We start from the raw sequence: 23,721 nt of genomic DNA, 5'->3' as shown, positions 1-23,721 counted from the left end.
TTTTAATATGCAATTTGAAACGATCTCAAGCATCTCCACACCAGTCGGTGAAGGGGCGATTGCTATCGTTCGTTTATCAGGTGAAGATGCGATTGAAATTGCAGACCGTCTGTATAAAGGTGCGAAAACTTTAAGTGACACAGATTCCCACACGATTAACTACGGGCATATCATCGATCCGAAAACCGGAGAAACGGTTGAGGAGGTAATGGTGGCATTAATGCGTGCACCGAAGACTTACACGAGAGAAGACATCGTGGAAATTAATTGCCACGGCGGAATTCACACAGTGAACCGCGTACTGCAGCTGACGTTAAACCAACGGCGCCAGAATGGCGGAACCCGGGGAATTTACGAAACGCGCATTTTTAAATGGACGGGTAGACTTATCACAGGCGGAAGCGGTAATGGATTTTATCCGCGCGAAAACGAATCAGGCATCAAAAGTTGCGAACCAGCAAGTGCAGGGACGCTTAAAAACTTATATTGAAGAGCTTCGCCAGAGCATTTTAAACATTCTTGCACAGGTTGAAGTAAACATCGACTACCCGGAATACGATGATGTTGAAGAAGCGACGACATCATTCTGTTATCGGAAGCGAAAAAAATAAATGAAAATATTGATGCATTGCTGAAATCGAGTTCTGAAGGCCGTATTTTACGCGAAGGTTTAAGCACGGTTATCGTCGGCAAGCCGAATGTTGGTAAAAGTTCTTTATTGAACTACTTAATTCAGGATAATAAAGCGATCGTTACTGAAGTGGCAGGTACGACACGCGATATTTTAGAAGAATACGTTAACGTTAACGGTATTCCTTTAAAACTCGTCGATACCGCAGGTATTCGTGAAACGGATGATATCGTTGAAAAAATCGGTGTGGAACGTTCACGGGAAGCACTTAAAGGCGCGGAACTGATTTTATATGTGATGAATAACAACGAAGAACTGACACCGGAAGATATTGAATTGCTGGAGTCAGTAGACGATAAAAAAGTAATCGGGATTGTGAATAAGCTCGATCTTGATAACAAACTGAATCTTAACTATCTGGAAGAACATTTTAAAATACCATTAATTAAAACATCTATTATAAATGGTGAGGGCGTCGACGAGCTGGAAAATGAAATTCAAGCGATGTTTTTCGACGGCAGCCTGTCATCGACAGATTCGACATATGTATCGAACAACCGTCACATTAATTTGCTTGAGCAGGCAAAAGTATCGATTGAAGATGCGATATCTTCGGCAGCTATGGATGTGCCGGTGGATATTATTCAGATCGATCTCCTAAAAACATGGGAACTGCTTGGTGAAGTTATCGGTGAAGACGTCTCGGAACAATTAATAGATAAACTCTTTAGACAATTCTGTCTAGGAAAGTAAATACAGGAGGTTAAATAATGACCGGCAATATTAAATATGATGTGATAGTTATCGGAGCAGGTCACGCTGGTGTTGAAGCAGGGCTTGCAGCAAGCCGCAAAGGATTAAATACACTGATGCTGACGATTAATTTGGATAACATTGCATTTATGCCATGTAACCCTTCTGTCGGCGGACCGGCAAAAGGAATCGTTGTGCGTGAAGTAGACGCGCTCGGCGGCCAGATGGCAAAAGTTATAGACAAAACTCACATTCAAATGCGGATGCTGAACACAGGTAAAGGACCAGCAGTCCGTGCACTCCGTGCACAGGCAGATAAAGTTCTTTATCAGCAGGAAATGAAATCACTGCTTGAGCAGGAACCGAATTTAGACATTTTACAAGGGCTCGTTGATGAACTAATTATAGAAGATGATGTCATTCGCGGTGTCAGAACCAATGTCGGCACAGTATACGATGCTGATGCAGTAATTATTACGACGGGAACATTCCTGCGCGGGGAAATTATTTTAGGCGACTTAAAATATTCAAGCGGACCGAATCATCAGATTCCGTCACTTGCACTCGCAGATCAGCTGAAAGATCTCGGCTTTGAAATTATCCGTTTTAAAACGGGCACACCGCCGCGCGTCAATGCGGATTCAATCGATTACTCGAAAACTGAAATTCAGCCCGGGGACGATGTTCCGCGCGCATTCAGTTTTGATACGACAGAATTCATTATGGACCAGCTGCCATGCTGGTTAACATACACGTCTCAGGAAACACACGAAATTATTACAGCGAACCTTCATCTGTCTGCAATGTATTCAGGTGTAGTTCAGGGAACGGGCCCGAGATACTGCCCGTCAATCGAAGATAAGATTGTCCGTTTCAACGATAAACCGCGTCATCAGATTTTCCTTGAGCCGGAAGGCCGTAACACGAAAGAAGTTTACGTGCAGGGCTTATCAACGAGTATGCCGGAAAGCGTTCAGCGTGAAATGGTAAAGAGCATACCGGGACTTGAAAATGCACGCATGATGCGTGCAGGCTACGCAATTGAGTATGATGCATTAGTACCGACTCAGCTGTGGCCGACGCTTGAAACTAAGAAAATCAAAAATCTTTATACTGCAGGCCAGATTAACGGCACGAGCGGTTATGAAGAAGCGGCAGGCCAAGGATTAATCGCCGGAATTAACGCAGCGAATAACCTGCTTGGAAAAGAAGAGCTGATCTTAAGCCGTACAGATTCCTACATTGGCGTACTGATTGACGATTTAGTCACGAAAGGCACAAATGAACCGTACCGTCTGTTAACATCTCGTGCAGAACACAGACTGCTGCTCCGTCACGATAATGCAGATATCCGTTTGACTGAAATTGGTCATGACAACGGTCTGATCAGCGATGAGCGTCTGGCACGATACCATCAGAAAAAAGCAAACATTGATGCTGAGCTCGAGCGTCTGCAGAAAACGCGCATTAAACCGAATGAGCATACGCAGAATATCGTTGCTGAACATGGGGGCGCGGCCTTAAAAGATGGTATTTTAGCTGCGGACTTACTAAGACGTCCGGAGATGGATTATGCATCTATTATGGAAATATTAAACGAAGAAATTACACTGAATCAGGAAGAATACGAGCAAGTTGAAGTACAGATTAAATACGATGGTTATATTAAAAAATCATTACAGCAAGTCGATAAGATGAAGCGTATGGAGAATAAGAAAATTCCTGAAAACATCGATTACGATGCGGTACACTCACTGGCAACAGAAGCGCGCATGAAGCTGAAAGAAGTTAAGCCGCTGAACATCGCTCAGGCATCACGTATTTCAGGCGTAAATCCTGCAGATACTTCAATCTTTTAGTCTATATCGAGCAAGGTAATGTGAAAAGGGTAGAATCATGAAAGAAACAGAATTTATAAATGCATTGAAAGACCAGGGAATTGAGCTGTCGGAAAAACAAATCGGACAGTTCAATACCTATTACAAAATGCTTGTCGAATGGAATGAAAAAATAACTTAACTGCTGTAACTGAACAGGAAGAAGTATATTTAAAACACTTCTACGACTCGATTACACCGTTATTTTATGCGGACATTGAAGAAGGTGCGAGCCTTTGCGACGTCGGTGCGGGTGCTGGTTTCCCGAGCATCCCGATGAAAATTATCCGTCCGGACTTAAAAATTACAATCGTTGATTCTTTAAATAAGCGTATTAATTTTTTAAATGAATTAACTGCAGCCCTCGGACTCGATAAAATTCGCCTCGTGCATGACAGAGCGGAAATATTCGGTAATCATAAAGCGGATGCGAGACATATGTTCGATGTGGTAACAGCGCGTGCTGTTGCACAGCTGAACGTCTTATCTGAATTATGCCTGCCGCTTGTCCGTACGGGCGGTCAGTTTATCGTCATGAAAGGCAAAAAAGCGCAGCAAGAACTCGACGAGAGTAAATTTGCGCTGGACCTGCTCGGCGGAGAACTGACAAAAGTTCACCAGCTGTCATTGCCGAAAGAAGAAAGCGACCGTTACATTATGATTATCGATAAAAAACGTAAAACACCTAAGAAGTATCCGCGTAAACCGGGTACACCTAATAAATCCCCATTAAAATAAAAGGGTGGTGGAATGTGTGAAAAAACCATTTTCAAAATTATTTAATCTTATAGATAAAAGCGAAACGCGCGCTGATGATGATTCTTTGGTTACCGTGCCGGTAGAACACATCGTCCCGAACCAGTACCAGCCGCGTACTGTATTTAATCATCAGCGTATTGAGGAGCTCGCACATTCCATTAAAGCGCACGGGCTGCTGCAGCCGATTACACTGCGTCCGATTGAAGAAGGCATGTATGAAATTATTGCAGGAGAACGCAGATTCAGAGCGTTAAAACATTTAGGCTATGAAGATACTCAGGCTATCGTTAAATATTTAACAGATCAGGAATCGGCAGCGATTGCGCTGATTGAAAATATTCAGCGGGAGAATTTATCGAGTATCGAAGAAGCGAGAGCATACAAGCAGCTGCTGCAGATGGATGATATTACGCAGAAAGACCTTGCTGAAAGCATCGGCAAAAGCCAGTCGTTTATCGCTAATAAATTACGTCTGTTAAAACTGTCTAGCGACGTTATAACGGCGCTAGAAAAAGATGACATTACTGAAAGACACGCGCGGGCACTGCTTATACTGGATAACGATACCCAGTGCGACGTGTTGAAGAATATCGTTAAGGATAACCTGACGGTTAAAGAAACAGAACTTGCTGTGAAGAACCGTCAGAAGGTCCGTATCGAGCAGATTAACTTTAATGACGATGTAGCGTTTATGCTGAATGACTTTGAGCGTGATATTAAGAAACTGCAGGACAAAGGGATTGATGTGAACATCGAAACATCTGAAACCGAGGAGCTGCATGAAGTAACGATACGTATATACAAATAGTGCTCACACCTGACAGTGTGAGTTCTTTTTGACTTACAAACAGAGACGTTGCATTTTTGAACTGTATTTTAACTATGTAAAGTCGGTGAGTTTACAGTGGAAATTATAGAACTGTCTATTAAGGATATCCGCAAAAATCCATACCAGCCGAGGCAGACATTTGATGAAGAAAAACTGGAAGATTTAAAGAACAGTATTTTAATTCACGGTGTAATGCAGCCGGTCACTGTTAGAAAATCAGTGAAAGGCTATACGCTGGTTGCCGGGGAACGGCGTCTCCGGGCAAGTAAGAGGGCGGGACTTTTGAAAATTCCAGCAATTATTACGGAAATGTCCGACAGGGAAATGATGGAACTTGCGATTATAGAAAACCTGCAGCGTGAAGACTTAAGTGCACTTGAAGAAGCGGAAAGTTATAAAGAGCTTATGACTAAAGCAAAGCTGACGCAGGATGAACTATCGCAGCGGCTCGGCAAATCGAGATCCTATATTGCGAATATGCTGAGGCTGTTAAATTTGCCTCTGATGGTTAAGCGCGCAATGAACGAACAGCAACTGAGCAGTGCACACGGCAGAACACTGTTGTCTTTGAAAGAACCGCTCTTAATGGAACAGGTAGCCCGCGAGGCGATAGACAAAAACATGAGCGTGCGTGCGCTTGAAGCGTATGTAAAAACATTCGATAAAAAGAGAACAATTAAGAAAACAAGTAAAAAGCTGAAATTTCTGCAGGGCTATGAAAATCAGCTGAAAGAGCATTACGGTACAAATGTGGAAATAAAAAAAGTGAAAAATAAAGGAATGATACAGCTTGAGTTTACATCGGAGGAAGAGTTTAAGAGAATCCTTCGGATGCTTCAGAAAAAATAAAGAAAGAGGCTTTAATTTATGCGTTTTTTAACATTGTTTACTACACCCTCACCTGTAGAAGAATCATTTACAGTTCTGGAAGAACTTCTTGAGAGATTAAAGGAACCCGAGCTATGGATTAATATAGGAACCACGATTTTATTTGCACTGGCTTTATTAATCGCTGGTTATATTTTAACGAAAGTAGCCGACCGTCTTATTAATAATTTCTTTAAATATAAATCAAAATCCCGTTTAAAAGGCTCGGATAAACGCAATCAGACACTGATCAACGTGCTGCAGAACGGTGCGACTATCTTTATCTGGTTCTTTGTTGTTGTAGCAATTCTGGAATCGTTTAATATTCCAGTCGCCACACTCTTAGCCGGTGCTGGTGTTGTTGGTTTAGCACTTGGTTTTGGTGCACAGAGTTTAGTGAAAGACATGATTACCGGATTCTTTATCATTTTGGAAAATCAGTTTGATAAAGGGGATTTTGTCAGAGTAAATACTTCAGGCACTACTGTTGCTGAAGGTGAAGTGTTATCATTAGGATTGCGATCATCACGTATTCAAGGTTATGAAGGCGAATTATATATGATTCCGAACGGTACAATTAACGAAGTCATTAACTTTTCGCGTTATAATTCTATTGCATTCCTCGATATGAACTTCTCTATTCAGGAAAACTTGGATAAGGTTGAAGATATGATTAACAAATATTTCGAACTTCACTGGCGTGAAGAAGCGGTGCTTACCGAGCAGCCGGCAATTTTAGGCGTGCAGGATATTCAGCAGGGTGAGGCGACGATTCGTATTATGCTGACAACCCAGCCGATGGAACACTTCGGTGCAACGAGACGTACTCGTAAACGCCTGAAACAGTATTTGGAATCACAAGGCGTATTTGTATCTGTACCTACTATGGACATTAGCGATTTCGATCAAAATGATGCCGGGGAGTAAGATAATATGGAGAAAAAATACGATTTAAATAATATTGTTGAAATGAAAAAGCCTCACCCGTGCGGCACAAACAGTTTCCAGATTGTCCGTATGGGCGCGGATATAAAAATCAGATGTACAAACTGCGACCGGACGATTATGATGCCGCGCCGCGATTTCGATAAACGACTTAAAAAAGTAATTTTAAATTAAAGGAGCAACTATTATGTCTTTAACTGCAGGAATTGTAGGATTGCCGAACGTCGGTAAATCAACACTCTTTAACGCAATAACAAAAGCAGGTGCACTCGCTGCAAACTATCCATTCGCAACAATCGATCCGAACGTCGGTATCGTTGAAGTGCCGGATGAACGTCTTAACGTTTTAACGCAAATTGTCGAACCTAAAAAAACTGTTCCGACAGCATTTGAATTTACGGATATTGCTGGAATTGTTAAAGGCGCTTCAAAAGGTGAGGGACTTGGCAACAAATTCTTAGCAAACATTCGTGAAGTTGATGCAATCTGTCAGGTTGTCCGCGCGTTCGATGACGAGAACGTTACTCACGTATCAGGTAAAGTGAATCCGCTTGATGACATTGAAGTTATCAACATGGAATTGATTTTTGCCGATCTTGAAAGTGTCGATAAACGTTTACCAAAAGCAGAAAAAATGGCGAAGCAGAAAGATAAAGATGCTATGGCTGAAGTGAAGATTCTGACGAAAATTAAAGAAGGTCTCGAAGACGGCAAACCCGTTCGTGCACTTGATTTTTCTGAAGAAGAAATCAAATCAGTTAAACACTTCCACCTGCTGACTCAAAAACCGACATTGTATGTTGCGAACGTTGCTGAAGATGATTTATCATCACTTGAAGACAACGAGCATTTATCAGCAATTAAAAAATATGCTGACGAAGAAGGATCACAAGTTATCGTGATTTCTGCGAAAGTGGAAGAAGAAATCGCAGTGCTGGATGAAGATGAAAAAGAAATGTTCCTAGAAGAACTTGGACTTTCTGAATCAGGCCTTGATAAACTCGTCAGAGCATCTTATGACCTGCTTGGACTTGCAACTTACTTCACTGCAGGAGTGCAGGAAGTTAGAGCATGGACATTTAAAAAAGGAATGACGGCGCCTGAATGTGCCGGAATTATTCATACTGATTTCCAAAAAGGGTTTATCCGTGCTGAAACAGTCGGCTACGACGACCTTGTGGAAGCGGGCAACGAAGCAAAAGCCAAAGAAGCCGGTAAAGTCCGTCTTGAAGGTAAAGAGTACATTATGAAAGACGGCGACGTCGTTCACTTCAGATTTAACGTTTAATAACGAATATTGCTGCAGAATCTTAAAATTTAAGATTCTGCAGTTTTTTTTGAATGGGACTGGGATGAAATCACTTCACGCCCGTCCTGTGAGTCTTGGATACACATGAGCTTCTGTCACGCCCGTCCTGAAAGTCTTGGATACGCATGAACTTCTGTCACGCCCGTCCTGAAAGTCTTGGATACGCATGAGCTTCTGTCACGCCCGTCCTGTGAGTCTTGGATACACATGAGCTTCTGTCACGCCCGTCCTGAAAGTCTTGGAGACATATGAAATCCGTTCATACCAGTCCAAAGGGAATCTCGCTCCCCAATCAAAACTAAATAATATTAATTACAGCCTATCTATTGTAATAATACGATTTTATTGCTATAATTTCTGATTGTGAGTAATGAAAATTATTCCTTGCTGAAAATGAGTATTTTTGGCCGCAAAGACCATAAGGAGGTGTAGAAGATGAGATCATATGAAATTTTATATGTAATCCGCCCGGATATTGAAGAAGAAGCTAAAGCAACGTTAGTTAAACGTTTTGATGAGGTTCTTACTAGCAATGGCGCGGAAATCGTCGAATCTAAAGAGTGGGGTAAACGTCGTCTAGCTTACGAAATCCAAGATTTCAAAGATGGATATTACCAAATCATTAAGTATAACGGTGACAGTGCCGCTGCTGATGAGTTTGACCGCTTAGCGAAGATCAACAATGACATTATTCGTCATATCGTTGTTCGTGACGAACAAGCTGAAGATAAAAAATAAGTTAAATATTGAGTGGAGTTGATTACATGCTAAACCGTGTAGTTTTAGTTGGTCGCTTAACAAGAGACCCTGAACTTAGAGTCAGTCAAAGCAATGTTGCTGTCGCTACTTTCAACTTAGCTGTGAACCGTCCTTTTACTAGTGCAAACGGTGAGAGAGGCGCTGACTTTATCAACTGTGTTGTTTTCCGCAAACAGGCAGAAAATGTTAACCAGTATGTTAAAAAAGGCAGCTTAGTTGGTATCGATGGTAGAATTCAAACTCGTAACTACGAGAATAAAGACGGGCAAAGAGTATATGTAACTGAAGTCGTGTGTGAAAGTGTTCAGTTCTTAGAGCCGAAAGGCAGCGGTAATCAATCTCAAGGCAATAATAATGATTATAACTCTGCTGACTCTTACCAAAGTGCATACGGCGGCAATCAGTCGACTGGTAACCAGTCATCTGGGAATCAATCAACTGGACGCAGCCAGCAACAGCGTCAGGATAACGTAGAGGAAAATCCATTTGCGAACTCTAAAGGTCCAGTAGACATCAGCGATGATGATCTACCATTTTAATAAATAAAATATAACAATCCAAACTTTGTTATCGTGTGTTATTAATGTGTGTGAAATGTGTGAAAAACCCGAGATACCGTATCTCGGGTTTTTATTATAGGTTTAAATAAAATCGTAATACATAAGCAATTTTTATCGTCTTTATAATTATATAGTGTAGTTTTTGACTCAGAGTGTTTATAATGAAATGTATACAATTTTTTTATGTAGGAGCGAAATCGCAATGATTAGAAAAAATGTCCTCGGATGGGCACTTTTACTATCGCTGTGCGTGATTTTAGCAGCTTGTAGTAATAATGAAGAATCCTCTGATAATGAGCCAGAAACTGACGAGACACGGGAAACCGAAGAGAGTACAGGGGAAGAATCTGAAGATGCGTCAGAAGAGGCAGATCAATCTGTCGAAGAAGACCCGATTACAGAAGAGGATAAAGTTGTACATATTACTGCCGAGCAGAGTCTTGACGATGTAATGGAAGAACTGATAGCCCTCTTTGAAGAAAATAACGAAGGTATTAAAATTGATGTTCAATATGGTCATACAGAAAAACTGACTGAAGATTTAATCGAAGGCAATGACGAGGACATGGATATCTATTTCTCGAGCGATGATGCAGGATATGATTCGCTTGTTGAAGCAGGCATTTTAGACCAGCTTGCAACTAAATATTTGCTCATCAATGAACTTGTACTCGTTACACAATCTGAAAATGAAGATATCAACAGATATAATGATATTTTTAATAATGATGAAACATCACTGACGATTGTTGATCCCGAACATTCATTATCCGGCTCATATGCTGAAGAGCTTCTTGTTCAGGAAGATGAAAAAAACCTGAGCCCCGAGAGCATTGAGAAAGTAGCGGACGCAGGAACTGCTGTTAAAGATATAGCGGAAGGCAATTCAGATGCTGGATTCCTTCTTAGAACAGACATTTCAGATGAGGATGATGTACGTATAATTTCACGTGCACCGCGTTCAATATTGGAACCGTTCGTATACGGAATGGGCTTGTCCCACAGTGTTGAGGACGGCAGTGCAGCATACTTATTCTATGATTATTTACAATCTGAAGAAGCACTGGAAAATTACGTTACGGATATATCGTTTAACATATAACATTCAGGCAGAACCTTTATCATTAAAGGTTCTGCTTTTTTAATGCGTTTACTTTTATAATATAAAGGACTTATTGATTTAAATAATGTTTTTGAGAGGACAATCCAAATGAATTACCTTAATAAAACGAGACTGGCTGTGCTGCTGTGTTCATTAGTAGTAATGTTAGTTCTTTCCGCATGCAGCGATGATGAGACGGGAGAAGCGGGAGGAACTGTAACGCTGACAGTATCTGCGGCGGCGAGTCTGACAGATGCGCTTCAGGAAACAGCAGATGTTTTTCATGACGAACATCCCGAAATCAAAGTCGATTTTAACTTCGGCGGCTCGGGTGCCCTGCAACAACAAATCTCTCAGGGTGCACCTGCAGATATGTTCTTTTCAGCCTCTAAAAGTGATTTTGATGAACTAATTGAAAATGTCAGTATTTCTGAAGAAAATTCGGTTAATCTGCTAAAGAATGAATTAGTTCTCGTGACACCGGCTAATAATCAGACCGTTACCTCATTCGATAATATTACAGAAGCCTCTCAAATTGCTGTCGGCACGCCAGAATCTGTGCCGGCAGGAAAATATGCAGTGGAAACATTTGAAGAGATGAACATTACAAAAGAAATTGAGCCATTACTCGTATACGCAGAAGACGTTCGTGCTGTCTTAACTTACGTGGAACGCGGTGAAGTTGATGCAGGACTGGTGTACAGAACGGATACGTTAACGAGTGATTCAGTGGAGATTGCAGACACAGCACCTGAAGCTGCACATGAGCCGATAGTTTATCCTGTTGGAATGATTAACAGCTCAGAAAATGCTGAAGCGGCAAAAAATTTTATGAGTTTCTGCAGTCAGAAAAAGCTTTAGCAATATTTGAAGACTTCGGTTTTACCCGTGAATAATTACGGCATAACAGCAGAGGAATTTCTGACACCGGTTCTTCTGTCACTGAGAGTCGCATTTATTGCATTGATATTATCGTTTGTCTTTGGCACGATGATGGCACATTTTATGACGCGGAAAAAATTTAAAGGGAAAATTATTCTGGAGACAATAATAATGCTGCCGATAGTGCTGCCACCAACGGTCGTCGGTTTTATTCTTATAGTAATATTCGGCAATAACGGTTTTGCCGGCAATATCGTTGAGTGGATATTCAGCCAGTCGATTATTTACGTGGTATGCAGCGGTGCTTGCGAGTACCGTTGTATCATTTCCGCTCATGTACCAGGCGGCAAAAACTGGTTTTTTAAGTATCGATAAAGATATTGAAGATGCAGCGAGAGTTGACGGCGCAAGTAATTTACAAGTATTCATGAAAATTACGATGCCGCTGGCATCCGTACCGCTGATGACGGGAGCTATACTAAGCTTCGCCCGGGCACTCGGAGAATTCGGAGCTACGATGATGATTGCGGGAAATATACCAGGTCGCACGCAGACACTGCCGACCGCAATATATACGGCACTGCAGTCGGGGAACATGGAGCTCGCGTGGCTGTGGGTCATTACGATTGTTGTGATTTCGTTTATTATGCTGCTGTTTGTGCGGACGAAATCAGTGAATTAAATATAACGTTGGAAACCCGGCTCGGGGAGCTGGGTTATTCTTGTTTGGGGGAAATCTGGGACTGGGATGCCTTCACGAATTTGATGACGGGTTCCGCGCGTGTCTGGATGCCTTCACGAATTTGATGACGGGTTCCGCGCATGTCTGGATGCCTTCACGAATTTGATGACGGGTTCCGCGCGTGTCTGGATGCCTTCACGAATTTGATGACGGGTTCCGCGCGTGTCTGGATGCCTTCACGGATTTGATGACGGGTTCCGCGCGACTCCGAATCCCTTCATGATTCACGTGAAGGAACTCGGAATATAAAACTAACTACCTGTCATTACAATATAGTTAAATTAGGAGACCGGCAATGTCAGTCAGTGATCAGATTATGAAAGGTTTGCTGGACGGAGCGATATTGGGGCTCATTTCTCAAGAAGAGACGTACGCTTATGAAATTACAAAGAAATTGGAAGGTCATGATTTTCCGAATATAAGTGAAAAATACATAAATACGAGAATGGTGAAGTCTGACAGCGGTGGACCGAAGCGAAAAATTAATAATTGACTTTTTACCATAAAAGTTGTAATATATATCGTGCACATACACACATTATAAAACACACGTTTAGTAAATAACTAAGTTATGGATTACAATATTCGATCCACACAGTCGAATATACTAATCTGTAGAGGAGGGCTTACTATGGCAGGTCCAAGAAGAGGCGGTCGTCGTCGTAAAAAGTTTGTTATTTCACAGCAAACGGCATTACGCACATCGACTACAAAGAAGTAGAACTTCTTAAAAAGTCATTTCTGAACGTGGGAAAATTCTTCCTAGACGTGTAACAGGTACTTCAGCGAAGTTCAGCGTCGTCAGTTAACTGGTGCTATCAAACGTTCACGTCACATGGCATTATTACCATACGTTAAAGAAGAACAGTAAGAAAGAATTACTGAACCCCTGATATCTCAGATATCGGGGGTTTTCTTTATTCAATATTATGCTGTCAGCTCAAAGCTTTCTGCAATTAAATCTTTAATTTTATTAATACTCGTTATTTTTCAGGTTAATTCGTTACCCAGTTTGATTTATCCATATGATATGCTTCGTATTACCTTTTTGTTTTCTAAGCGGTCCGATAAATTCCTCCCGTGCTTTTAAATTAAGGACATCAATTGCGTCTTCGTTATCCAGTCCGATTTTATCTCCTGTAATGTTCATTATTAAAGCAAACCATTTTTCATTGTCATGATGTCTTAAAGTGGTATAGTCATTATTTTCCCAGGGATAATCTGGTTTAATATCGTATTTCTCACTAACGAAATCGAAAATATCATCTCTTTTAAGCATGGTTTCCTCTCTCTTTATACAATATACTTATTACAATTTTATCCTTTAAAGTTTTAATTTAATCATCACTTCTGTTAACCCGGTTAGTTACTGTAGACTGTTTCAAACATTACTAAAGTATCTAACGGTCTGTTTTCTTCTGTTCTATTTCTAAAATTGAATATAGCTTAATGAACGCTAAGAATAATATGAAGCAGTGGGAGTAGGTCTGGTCATTAATTGCCATTTTGAGAACTCCTCTGTGATATTTGATTTATATACACTATCACTAAGACTTTCAGAATTATATATCACCGTAAATAATTTAATGACTGAATATTCTTTCATTTTTTATAAATAAATGCTACTATCTGGGAAACATTACCTCACAGTTTTACGAAAAATATAAAAAGGGGCGTATTGGTATGTATGATGTAATTGTTGCTGGTGGCGGTTCGATGGGTATTGCAGCTGCTTATTTCAGAGCGAAACAGGGTGCGAGCGTACTGATACTGGATAAGTATGAAATTTCGAATCAGATGGCGAGTCATCATGGTGTGACGAGGATGCTCAGATTGAGTTACGGGCACGGCAGCAGTTACGTGCCACTTGCGTTGGAGTCTCTGAAGTTATGGGCCGAACTTGAGACCTCTGTGGGGAAAGAGCTGTACAGGAAGACTGGTGCGATTACTATCGGATATGCGGATTCTGAGTTTGTTGAAATGGCCATTGAAAGTGCGATTTCCAATAAATTCCATACAAAGTAATGACTGCGGATGAATTGACGGATAAATGGCGCGGTCTAGATATTCCGGATGATTATATCGGCTGTTTTGACCCGAGTGCCGGATTTTTATTCAGTGAGGATTGCTTGACGGCTTATAAGGATGAAGCGCTTAAGTACGGTGCTGAGATTCACGAGAATGAAGCGGTTGTGTCTGTTGAACAGGAAGAGAATTTTATCACTGTTAAAACTGATAAAGATACTTACCACGGAGCAAAAGTTATTGTCACTGCAGGAGCCTGGCTGCCGAAATTGCTGCCTGAACTTGATTTAAAAATTCAGCCGGTACGTAAAACAATCAGCTGGTTTAAACCGCATGAAGACAATCTTTACGGCAATGATTTCCCGTGTTACATATTCGATACGAAAGATCATGGTCTCTATTACGGTTTCCCCGATTTCGATGATTACGGTGTGAAGCTAGGCAGTATGGACAACGATATCAATTGTGAACCTGATGAACTGAATCGTGAATATGGTGCATACGAGCAGGATGAGAATGATGATCGAGCGTTCCTTGAGCGTTATATGCCGCAGGCTGCGGGCGAACTGATCGATGGGAAAGTCTGTATGTTCTCCCGGACGCCGGATGATGATTTCATTATCGATGTGCATCCTGAAAACCCCAATATATTTTGGCCGGCGGTTTTTCAGGACATGGATTTAAGTTCGCCAGTGCCATTGGTTCGATTCTGTCTGATTTATCAGTTGACGGTACAACAACGCACGATATTTCTACATTTAAGCTCAGTCGTTTTTCAAAACCGGATGAAACCCTTCTGTCATAATATATTGATTTCATTGTAATTGAGTTATAATTTGCATGATTAATGCATTCAATTCAAAGGAGATGGCAGTGTGAAATATCAAAAAGTTGTTCCGCATTTATGGTTTGATACAGAAGCAGAAGAAGCAGTCCAATGGTACACTTCAATCTTTCCGGATTCTGAAATTATTGCGAAAGATACGTTAGCGGATACGCCCTCAGGTGATGCGACGCAGATGGTATTCAAATTGATGGGCTATGAGTTTATGGCAATCAGTGCCGGACCGTATGCTGTAAAGAACCCGTCAATCTTTTTATCGTGCAGTGTAGATAAAGAAAATGAAGAACTGATAGATAAACTGTACAAAGAACTTAAGAAAGACGGGCAGGTTTTAATGCCGCTGGATAAGTATCCGTTCAACGACAAGTATGCCTGGGTGCAGGATAAGTACGGGACATCGTGGCAGTTGTGGCTGCGTGAGCATCGCAGCGGTAAAAACAATATTGTCCCGTCTTTAATGTTTGCGAATGGCAACAAGGGCAAAGCGAAAGAAGCGATGAAGCTTTATGTCGATACATTTAAGAAGAGTGAGCATCTTGCATCATTAAACTTCCCGCCGGGTATGGAACCTGATACTGATGACATGATTATGCATGCTGAAGCGAGACTCGGCAAGAAACGTTTTGCGTTTAAAGACAGCGGACATAAGCATGATTTTAATTTCTCAGAAGGTATTTCACTGCTTGTTAAGTGTGACGATCAGAAAGAAATTGATAAGTACTGGGAAAAGTTATCGGCAGTGCCGGAGGCGGAAGAGTGCGGCTGGTTGAAAGATAAGTTCGGTGTATCGTGGCAGATTGTCCCGAAAGTGATGGACGATATGTTTGAACATGGAACATCTGAGCAGCTTGCACGTGTAACACAGGCATTTCTTAAAATGAAAAAATTTGATATTGAGCAGCTTGAAGAAGCGTATAACGAAAAATAACCTCCAACTCGGAGGTTATTTTACCTTTCTGCACTTAATTAACAGAACGGAGGAAAGGTCTGCAGCTTATGAATTCTTTCGTCTGAATAGTAATCAAATACTTCAGCTGCATCACCTAAATCTTTTACTGCTTCTATCTGGAAACCATTTTGAATAAGGCTGTTTAAGATTGTATCTATTCTATGATGATATTTTTTAATAATAATGCCGTTACTCCAGTGAGAATCACGAATACTTTCTTTAAAATAATGGTCGACCCGTGCATAAATACCCTGTTCATCTTTCATAACAAGGTCTTTTTCTACTGTTGCGGTCTGGATTGGGTGTTCAATCGTAAACAGCAGCTGTCCGCCGCCGCTCAAAAGTTCGTATAACTTCTTCGAAAGTAAATCAAAATCTTCAATGTAATGAAATACTAGCGAGGATATTATGAAATCATATTGATCAGATGATGATAACGACAAAATATCTTCTTGAATGAACATGGCATCTCTTAAATCGACATCGGCACGACAATGGCTAATCATTTTTTCTGACTGATCGATGCCTGTTATTGATGCGGGTTCAAATATCTTCATATACTTTAAAAGATGGCCGAAACCACAGCCGATATCCAGTACATGTTTGCTATTCAAATCAGGCATGTATCGTTTAATTTCCGGAAACTCAACAATTTCATTGTAGCTTAACGGTGAATGACGTATTTCTTTATACATATTAAAGAAAGTATCTTCATCGTACTGATTCTGCATGGTGATGCCCCCTGACAAAAGAATCTCCTATAAAAATTTTATAGGAGATTGATATATTACGATTTTATTTACCCTCTTTTGTATCCGAAAGTTCTTCCTTCATATTCACAATCGTAAATGATTTACCATCGAGTTCAACGGTACGTCTGCTGCCGTCTTCGTGGATAATCTCTGCAGCATCCATATAGCTGTCGTGTTTTTTCTTAGCTGTCGTTTTAGTTTCCTCTGTATTTTCAATCTGAAGCGGCTGCTCCGACTGCAGTCCGTATGCTTTCAATGCCTGTTCCTGTGTTGCAGGCTCGCCTGCTGCAGCTTCGTCCTGTTTCACTTTTTCTTCTTCAGTACGTACAAGCAGCAAAATATTCCCGCTGTCGATTGCTTCTCTGAACGTCGCGTGGTCTTCACCTGTTAAATTTAATTGGGAAGCAACGCGTTCTTCCCTGTTTTCATCTAAAAACTTCGCAGCAACTTTATCCCACATCGTACCGTCCGCTTTTTTAAAAGGGACGCGTGTGTATCTTAAAAACGTCGCTTTAAAACGATCTTTGGCAACGACTGTCATATTGGAATCTTTCACGCCTTCTGCACGCAGTTCGTAAATTTTATCACTGAGTTCACTGGTATTTGAATAAATTTCAATTGTTGTCATACTCAATCCTCCATCACGTTCTTTTATTAGAATTATACCCTAAATGATTTTTGTGAAACTCTAAATAATGTTCCTTATTGACAGATATTTCTAATTTCCTATATATTGTAAATAAGGGGGAAAGCTATGCAGATAAACAACTCAGCAATTATATCTCGCCGTAAGGAATACGGGGTGTCTCAAAAATCATTGTCACTGAAAACAGGGGTTTCGGTGTCGACAATCAGCCGATTGGAAAAAGGGGAGAATGTTCGTTTTATTTATGTTGTAAAAGTAATGACAGTGCTGGATTTAACACTTGAAGATGTAGTGATCAGACTGACTCCGGCAGTGGATATGAAAATAACGGAAGAGCTCGATTTAATCAGAGAACATTCCAAATTGGAGTTAATAGAAGGTGTGCTGAATAAATTAACAGTGCATGAATGGCGGAGCAACAATAAACTGTCTGTGTATTACGACTGGCACCGGGCGATTTTATTTAAGCAGCAGAATAATTTTGATGAGGCGCTTAAGTCTCTCGACAAAGCGATTAAGCGAATTGAAGATAAAAGTTCATTGGAATATTTAAAAGCAGGCATGTATATGGCAAAAGGCAATGTACTTTACGGTGATGGGAGCGGCGGTCTCAATTATTATATTAAAGCTGTACAAATTTACAGCAAAAATACTGATAAAGTGTATTATCGGACAGCTGTGAAGCTCTACATTAATCTTATGAGAGGGTATGCCAGTACAAAAGAGTACAGTAAAATACTTCCTTACGCAGAAAGAGCAAAATGTTTGTTGAGACGGAATGAATCGACATTTCTGCTCGAAAAAATTGAACGTATAGAAAAAAGAGCACGTGATGAACTAAAATAAATTAAAGTTGTTTGAAAAGAACAAACAATTTATCATATATGGGAAATGACGATGATTTAGTTAGTTATCTATCAAGTAGATTTATTATAATTAAAATACTCTGATACATAAAAATTAACACAGAGAAAATTATAAAAAGTAGGTTATGACACATGAAAAGTATATTTAAAAAGTTCCTCATGTCTCTCGGTTTAATCGCGCTTTTTTTTTTTCAAATACGGCAGCCGATGCTGAAGGTTTTCCTCAGCATAATAAACACGACTGTCTATTAGTTGTATTTTAAATGAGCAGCATCATGCCATCTGACAGCCTGGATTTTATCAGTACAGCAGGGAAAATTCAGCTGATCAGTTCATTGGAAAGTATGCAGCAAAGAAGTACGGATAATGATTACATCGATTACTGCCATTACTGTTTGGATATTGTAAGACAGGGGATTGAGCTGAATTATTATGAAGTGCTGGATTTTATCGGAGTAACGGGCGAGACGGTGCCGGCTGAGGTTTCGATTGAAGTCGTGTTTTTAATGGAAATGTTCGATCATATTTCTATTTCACTGTCGGTATTGCCAGAAGCTGAGGCAAATGCTGCAGCTTTGGAATACTACACGAAGTTTTGCGGTTTTGAGGCATCATTATCTGCGCATTTGTCTTATTACATATTTTTGGTAAGAACAAATAAATACCGTGTACCGATTTTTAAAGAGGGGCTGCCCTTAACTTTAAGTCATTATCGTGAAATGATGCTGACGTACGAGCGGTATAAAAGAAATTTATATTTGACGAAAGATATGATAAGGGATATTTGTATCCGTCGCGAGCAGCAGATTTTTATTATAAGAAAAAACCGGGGATAATTAGAAATTATCGCCCGGTCCTTTTTCTATTTCGGATTCAACACTGTTGCGGTTCACTTCACGGTTTAATGATGTATCGTCAAAAGCCAGTAGAAACATTCCATCCTCCAGCGTCTTCAAATGTGTTCTGACAAGGTCAGGGTTGAGACCTGAACCATGCAGGAAATCTTCCGCTTTTACATTCTGTGTGAAAAAATCTTTAAAAGACATGCTGTTTGAATGAGGATTATACGTACAGCCCATGTAGTCGATCCAGTCGGGTTCAAGATCTGCAAGACCTAAAATATTAAAATCTTCTTCATAGTAGTTTTCTTCCTGTTTTAATAAGTCAATTCTTTCTAAAATTTCATCCAATGAAGTATACTTTTCAATGTATTGCATTACGTTCACCTCTAAATAAATATTTGTTATTTATCTATTCCCTCCGGGATAATTTCTCAAACTTTCGCAGCCGCATTGAATTCATAAAATTCCGAACATTAAGAGCGCCTTTCATATCTTTCGATAGTGTTTTATAATAAGACATATTTATTAAGTTCGCTTTATTGTTTGACAGTTCGTATTTTGTTATAATAGGGAAATTAATATTTTATACCAGATGCAGCATACGACAAATTATTATAACCAGGAGGCAGTTTTTTATGTGGGAAGATAAGTTTAAAAAAGAAGGACTTACATTTGATGATGTATTACTTCTGCCGGCTCATTCAGCAGTATTACCTAAAGAGGTTGATTTAAGTGTCGAACTGGCACCGAATCTGAAATTAAACGTTCCTTTAATCAGTGCGGGAATGGATACAGTAACTGAATCACAAATGGCGATTGCAGTAGCACGTCAGGGCGGCCTTGGAGATTCTATTCATAAGAACATGTCTATCGAACGTCAGCGTGATGAAGTAGAGAAAGTTAAACGTTCGGAAAATGGTGTTATTAAAGACCCATTCTTCCTGACAAAAGAAGAGCAGGTATTTGCAGCAGAGCATCTGATGAGCAAATACAGAATTTCCGGCGTACCTATCGTTAATAATCCGGAAGAAAAAAAATTAATCGGTATTATTACAAACAGAGATATGCGCTTTATCGAAAACTTCTCAATGACAATCGACGAGGTTATGACAAAAGATAATCTGATTACTGCACCTGTCGGTACAAAATTAGAAGATGCCGGACGTATTTTACAAAAGCACCGCATTGAAAAACTGCCGTTAGTTGATGATAATAACGTGCTTCAAGGGTTAATTACGATTAAAGATATTGAAAAAGTTATCGAATTCCCAAATGCTGCAAAAGATGATCAAGGAAGACTTCTTGTTGCAGCGGCAATTGGTATTGCGAAAGAAACAAAAACGTGCAGAAGAATTAATCGCAGGCGGTGCAGATGCGCTGGTTATCGATACTGCACACGGTCACTCACAAGGTGTACTCGATGCAATTAAAGATATCCGCAGCAAGTTCCCGGATACGACTTTAATCGCAGGTAACGTGGCTACAGCTGAAGGTACACGCGCACTGATTGAAGCGGGCGTCGATGTCGTTAAAGTCGGTATCGGTCCAGGCAGGTTCAATCTGTACAACACGTGTGGTTACAGGTGTTGGTGTGCCGCAGGTAACAGCAGTATATGACGCAGCAACGGAAGCGCGCAAACACGGTAAATCGATTATTGCAGACGGCGGAATTAAACTGTCAGGAGATATCGTGAAAGCATTAGCTGCAGGCGGACATGCTGTAATGCTTGGAAGCTCTTAGCAGGTACTGAAGAATCTCCGGGAGAAACTGAAATGTTCCAGGGACGCCGCTACAAAACATATCGCGGTATGGGTTCACTTGGTGCAATGGAGCAAGGCTCTAAAGACCGTTACTTCCAGGAAGACACTGAAGCGAAGAAATTCGTTCCGGAAGGTATTGAAGGACGTACGGAATATAAAGGACCTTTATCAGAAACAGTTTACCAGCTTTTAGGCGGACTGCGTTCAGGTATGGGTTATACAGGAAGCCAGGACCTTAAAGCATTAAGAGAAGATGCACAGTTCGTTAAAATTACAGGTGCAGGTTTGATTGAAAGTCACCCGCACAACGTTCAAGTTAAAAGAAGCACCAAACTACAGTATATAAGGAGTAATTCTTTCATGGAAATGGCTAAAGAGCAGGAACTTTTTTAGTAATTGATTACGGCAGTCAGTATAACCAGTTAATTACACGCCGTATTCGTGAACTTGGCGTTTACAGTGAGCTGCATAATCCGAGTATCACGATTGAAGAAATTAAAGAACTCGAACCAAAAGGAATTATTCTGTCAGGCGGACCGCGTTCTGTATATGCAGACGATGCATTTACAGTAGACCCTGCAGTATTTGACCTCGGTGTTCCTGTACTTGGTATCTGCTACGGCATGCAGCTGATGATGCAGCTGAACGGCGGAGAAGTGGTAAACTCGGATCAAAAAGAATCCGGTGTGACTGAAATGAATCTTAACAATGAAGTCGATATTTTTGCCGGCTGGAATAAGATTGAATCAGTACTAATGAGCCACGGTGACAAAGTTACGAAACTGGGTGAAGGATTCTCAGTAATTGCTGAAACAGCACTATGCTCAAATGCTGCAGTTAAACACGATGAAAAACCATTTTACGGTGTACAGTTCCATCCGGAATCAAGAGACACTGCAAACGGCAGACAATTCCTAAAGACATTTATTAGAGATATTTGCGACGTACCGGCGAATGGACGATGGAGAACTTTATCGATAGAAATTGATTAAAATCCGTGAACAAGTCGGCGATAAAAAAGTATTATGTGCGATGAGCGGCGGGGTAGACTCATCTGTAACAGCGTACTTCTGCATAAGGCAATCGGCGATCAGCTGACTTGTATTTTTGTAGATCACGGTCTCCTTCGTAAGGGAGAAGGCGATATGGTGATGGCAGTTTGGTGAAGGCTTCATATGAATATCATTAAAGTAGATGCGAAAGATCGTTTTGTCCAAACTTAAAGGTGTATCGGATACGGACAAAAACGTAAAATCATCGGTAACGAATTTATTTACGTATTCGATGACGAAGCATCTAAACTGACAGACGTGGATTACCTTGCACAAGGTACGCTGTATACTGACATTATTGAATCAGGTACGGAAACAGCAACGACAATTAAATCTCACCCACAACGTGGGCGGACTGCCAGAAGATATGCAGTTTGAACTGATTGAACCGCTGAATACACTGTTCAAAGATGAGGTCCGTGAACTTGGTGTTGAACTGGGTATTCCTGAACACCTTGTATGGAGACAGCCGTTCCCGGGTCCGGGACTTGGTATCCGTGTACTAGGTGAAATTACTGAAGAGAAATTAGAAATTGTTTAGAGAAAATTGGATTTAAGAGATGAAATCGCGAAAGCCGGACTTGAAAGAGATATCTGGCAATACTTCACAGTACTGCCTAATATTCGCTCAGTCGGAGTTACAGGCGATTACAGAACGTATGATTATACAATCGGTATCAGAGCTGTAACAAGTGTGGACGGAATGACCAGTAACTTCGCAAGAATTGACTGGGATGTTATGGAGAAAATCTCTAAACGCCTTGTCAATGAAACGAAACACATCAACCGTGTAGTATATGATGTGACGAGCAAGCCACCAGCGACAATTGAGTGGGAATAATTTTACGAGAGCTAAAAGCCTTGATACAAGGTTTTTGGCTCTATTTATTTCATTTAATAGTTAACAGGGTATATTACTATCAAACATAAAGATGACGCGCAATTTAATAAAAAATATTGGAGGTCGTCAGAATGGATTTAACAAGTATACCCAGAAGGAAATATACTTATGGTGCGACACCGATTGAATATTTAAAAAACCTTTCTAAACTTTTAAATGGTCCTGATATTTTTATAAAAAGGGATGATCATCTCGGGCTGGCCGGTGGCGGTAATAAAACGAGGAAATTGGAATTTTTAGTTGCTGATGCATTAAAGAATAATGCCGACACTTTGATAACTTGTGGAGCGGTACAGTCCAATCATTGCAGATTAACTTTATCAGCAGCGAAGAAAGAACAATTAGACTGTCATCTCGTGCTGGAAGAAAGAGTGCCTAATAGTTACAATCCAAAAGCTAACGGTAATAATTTTCTGTATAACCTACTGAATGCAGCTAGTAAAACTGTAGTTCCAGGTGGTTCCGATATGGTTAGAGAAATGGAGAAGCTGGCAAAAAAAGTAGAAGCAGAAGGGAAAAAACCTTATATTATTCCAATGGGCGGTTCAAATGAAATAGGGGCAATTGGATACGTGGCCTGCGCAGAAGAAAAAATTCACAGCTGCGCGAAAGTTCTATAGATATTGATTACATTATAACGCCGACCGGCAGCGCTGGGACACATGCAGGTCTGCTCACGGGAATGGCAGAAAGTAGTCACAACATCCCGATTGTAGGTATCAGTGTGAATAATGAAAAGAGTGTCCAGGAAGAAAATGTGTATAGGTTAGTTGAAAAAACATCTGACTATTTAAATATAAAAAATAGAATTGAGAAGAGTTCGGTTAAAATTTTTGATGATTACATCGGTCCCGGGTACTCCTTATCTACCGATGGTATGATAGAGGCCGTTAGGCTCTTATCTCAAAGAGAAGGTATTTTATTGGACCCTGTATACACAGGTAAAACTATGGGGGGTTAATTGATTTAATTCGGCAGGGTTATTTTAAAAAAGGGGAAAAAGTTTTATTTATGCATACCGGAGGTTCTCCGGCATTATTTAACTATTCTTCATTATTTCAGTAAAAA

Annotated in this window: 18 protein-coding genes and 9 pseudogenes; 23 read left to right on the top strand and 4 right to left on the bottom strand. The window is 40.5% G+C overall.

Annotated features, from left to right (window positions below; genetic code table 11):
* Window positions 1–7 precede the first annotated feature (7 nt).
* From mnmE to rpsR, 15 genes and pseudogenes are all read left to right on the top strand, one after another.
* Window positions 8–1,384: pseudogene (mnmE, locus tag G4D76_RS08065) on the top strand (tRNA uridine-5-carboxymethylaminomethyl(34) synthesis GTPase MnmE).
* Window positions 1,385–1,401: 17 nt separating this feature from the next.
* Window positions 1,402–3,284, top strand: a pseudogene (gene mnmG / locus G4D76_RS08060) (tRNA uridine-5-carboxymethylaminomethyl(34) synthesis enzyme MnmG).
* A pseudogene (gene rsmG, locus G4D76_RS08055) lies at window positions 3,281–3,999 on the top strand (16S rRNA (guanine(527)-N(7))-methyltransferase RsmG). The pseudogenes mnmG and rsmG overlap by 4 nt, the downstream one beginning before the upstream one ends.
* Window positions 4,000–4,015: 16 nt before the next feature.
* The gene (locus G4D76_RS08050; RefSeq protein ID WP_026859416.1) at window positions 4,016–4,828 is read left to right on the top strand and encodes a ParB/RepB/Spo0J family partition protein; all 813 of its coding nucleotides are present in this window, start codon (window positions 4,016–4,018) and stop codon (window positions 4,826–4,828) included.
* 96 nt (window positions 4,829–4,924) lie between these two features.
* The gene (locus G4D76_RS08045) at window positions 4,925–5,698 is read left to right on the top strand and encodes a ParB/RepB/Spo0J family partition protein (RefSeq protein ID WP_213809618.1); all 774 of its coding nucleotides are present in this window, start codon (window positions 4,925–4,927) and stop codon (window positions 5,696–5,698) included.
* A gap of 18 nt (window positions 5,699–5,716) precedes the next feature.
* Entirely contained in the window at window positions 5,717–6,643 is a 927-nt protein-coding gene (locus tag G4D76_RS08040; protein ID WP_213809617.1) for a mechanosensitive ion channel family protein, read from the top strand.
* Window positions 6,644–6,649: 6 nt separating this feature from the next.
* On the top strand, window positions 6,650–6,835 hold the full coding sequence (locus G4D76_RS08035; protein ID WP_026859417.1) for a DUF951 domain-containing protein: 186 nt from the start codon (window positions 6,650–6,652) through the stop codon (window positions 6,833–6,835).
* Between the two features lie 13 nt (window positions 6,836–6,848).
* A complete protein-coding gene (gene ychF / locus G4D76_RS08030) occupies window positions 6,849–7,949 on the top strand; it encodes a redox-regulated ATPase YchF (protein ID WP_026859418.1) in 1,101 nt (366 codons plus the stop codon).
* A gap of 456 nt (window positions 7,950–8,405) precedes the next feature.
* Window positions 8,406–8,708 carry a 30S ribosomal protein S6 gene (gene rpsF / locus G4D76_RS08025; RefSeq protein WP_026859419.1) on the top strand — a complete coding sequence of 101 codons (303 nt, stop codon included), beginning with the start codon at window positions 8,406–8,408 and terminating at the stop codon, window positions 8,706–8,708.
* Between the two features lie 26 nt (window positions 8,709–8,734).
* Window positions 8,735–9,268, top strand: coding sequence for a single-stranded DNA-binding protein (gene ssb, locus G4D76_RS08020; protein ID WP_026859420.1), 534 nt, complete (start codon window positions 8,735–8,737; stop codon window positions 9,266–9,268).
* Between the two features lie 223 nt (window positions 9,269–9,491).
* Complete coding sequence (gene modA / locus G4D76_RS08015; RefSeq protein ID WP_213809616.1) at window positions 9,492–10,391, top strand: molybdate ABC transporter substrate-binding protein; 900 nt, start codon at window positions 9,492–9,494, stop codon at window positions 10,389–10,391.
* A 108-nt stretch (window positions 10,392–10,499) separates the two neighbouring features.
* Window positions 10,500–11,252: a molybdate ABC transporter substrate-binding protein gene (modA, locus tag G4D76_RS08010; protein WP_250129850.1), complete on the top strand. Its 753-nt coding sequence runs from the start codon at window positions 10,500–10,502 to the stop codon at window positions 11,250–11,252.
* A gap of 42 nt (window positions 11,253–11,294) precedes the next feature.
* Window positions 11,295–11,955: pseudogene (modB, locus tag G4D76_RS08005) on the top strand (molybdate ABC transporter permease subunit).
* 355 nt (window positions 11,956–12,310) lie between these two features.
* Window positions 12,311–12,496: pseudogene (locus G4D76_RS08000) on the top strand (PadR family transcriptional regulator); the annotation flags it as partial.
* Window positions 12,497–12,646: 150 nt separating this feature from the next.
* Window positions 12,647–12,886 (top strand): annotated as a pseudogene (gene rpsR, locus G4D76_RS07995) (30S ribosomal protein S18).
* A 132-nt stretch (window positions 12,887–13,018) separates the two neighbouring features.
* Here the strand turns inward: rpsR and G4D76_RS07990 are convergent.
* The gene (locus G4D76_RS07990; RefSeq protein ID WP_250129849.1) at window positions 13,019–13,294 is read right to left on the bottom strand and encodes an MmcQ/YjbR family DNA-binding protein; all 276 of its coding nucleotides are present in this window, start codon (window positions 13,292–13,294) and stop codon (window positions 13,019–13,021) included.
* 404 nt (window positions 13,295–13,698) lie between these two features.
* Here G4D76_RS07990 and G4D76_RS15955 point away from each other — a divergent pair, with 404 nt between their 5' ends.
* Genes G4D76_RS15955 through G4D76_RS07975 form a run of 3 tightly spaced genes read left to right on the top strand, consistent with a single transcriptional unit; the run spans window position 13,699 to window position 15,812 of the window.
* Window positions 13,699–14,040, top strand: a complete 342-nt coding sequence (locus G4D76_RS15955; protein ID WP_213809615.1) for an FAD-dependent oxidoreductase — start codon at window positions 13,699–13,701, stop codon at window positions 14,038–14,040.
* Complete coding sequence (locus tag G4D76_RS07980; RefSeq protein ID WP_213809614.1) at window positions 14,040–14,864, top strand: FAD-dependent oxidoreductase; 825 nt, start codon at window positions 14,040–14,042, stop codon at window positions 14,862–14,864. Before G4D76_RS15955 ends, G4D76_RS07980 begins: the two co-directional genes overlap by 1 nt.
* Window positions 14,865–14,915: 51 nt before the next feature.
* Entirely contained in the window at window positions 14,916–15,812 is an 897-nt protein-coding gene (locus G4D76_RS07975; RefSeq protein ID WP_213809613.1) for a VOC family protein, read from the top strand.
* Window positions 15,813–15,850: 38 nt separating this feature from the next.
* On the opposite strand, the gene G4D76_RS07970 is transcribed toward G4D76_RS07975, so the two are convergent.
* Together G4D76_RS07970 and G4D76_RS07965 are read right to left on the bottom strand one after the other, a co-directional pair.
* Window positions 15,851–16,564: a class I SAM-dependent methyltransferase gene (locus tag G4D76_RS07970; RefSeq protein WP_213809612.1), complete on the bottom strand. Its 714-nt coding sequence runs from the start codon at window positions 16,562–16,564 to the stop codon at window positions 15,851–15,853.
* A gap of 64 nt (window positions 16,565–16,628) precedes the next feature.
* Window positions 16,629–17,213 carry a general stress protein gene (locus G4D76_RS07965; protein ID WP_213809611.1) on the bottom strand — a complete coding sequence of 195 codons (585 nt, stop codon included), beginning with the start codon at window positions 17,211–17,213 and terminating at the stop codon, window positions 16,629–16,631.
* 126 nt (window positions 17,214–17,339) lie between these two features.
* On the opposite strand from G4D76_RS07965, the gene G4D76_RS07960 reads away from it, so the two are divergent.
* Together G4D76_RS07960 and G4D76_RS07955 are read left to right on the top strand one after the other, a co-directional pair.
* Complete coding sequence (locus tag G4D76_RS07960; protein ID WP_213809610.1) at window positions 17,340–18,077, top strand: helix-turn-helix domain-containing protein; 738 nt, start codon at window positions 17,340–17,342, stop codon at window positions 18,075–18,077.
* A gap of 295 nt (window positions 18,078–18,372) precedes the next feature.
* Window positions 18,373–18,933, top strand: a complete 561-nt coding sequence (locus tag G4D76_RS07955; protein WP_213809609.1) for a YfbU family protein — start codon at window positions 18,373–18,375, stop codon at window positions 18,931–18,933.
* Here G4D76_RS07955 and G4D76_RS07950 read toward each other — a convergent pair whose 3' ends face one another.
* The gene (locus G4D76_RS07950; protein WP_026858952.1) at window positions 18,934–19,314 is read right to left on the bottom strand and encodes a hypothetical protein; all 381 of its coding nucleotides are present in this window, start codon (window positions 19,312–19,314) and stop codon (window positions 18,934–18,936) included.
* Window positions 19,315–19,574: 260 nt separating this feature from the next.
* On the opposite strand from G4D76_RS07950, the pseudogene guaB reads away from it, so the two are divergent.
* The 3 pseudogenes from guaB (at window position 19,575) to G4D76_RS07935 (ending at window position 23,718) form a co-directional block, all read left to right on the top strand.
* Window positions 19,575–21,046, top strand: a pseudogene (guaB, locus tag G4D76_RS07945) (IMP dehydrogenase).
* A 14-nt stretch (window positions 21,047–21,060) separates the two neighbouring features.
* Window positions 21,061–22,593, top strand: a pseudogene (gene guaA, locus G4D76_RS07940) (glutamine-hydrolyzing GMP synthase).
* A 131-nt stretch (window positions 22,594–22,724) separates the two neighbouring features.
* Window positions 22,725–23,718, top strand: a pseudogene (locus G4D76_RS07935) (D-cysteine desulfhydrase).
* The last annotated feature ends 3 nt before the right edge of the window (window positions 23,719–23,721 follow it).

The sequence above is a fragment of the Jeotgalicoccus sp. WY2 genome (genome assembly GCF_018437745.1).
Lineage (GTDB): Bacteria > Bacillota > Bacilli > Staphylococcales > Salinicoccaceae > Jeotgalicoccus > Jeotgalicoccus psychrophilus.
Note: the sequence above shows the minus strand (reverse complement) of the source record. Positions and strands in the feature narration are given on the sequence as shown.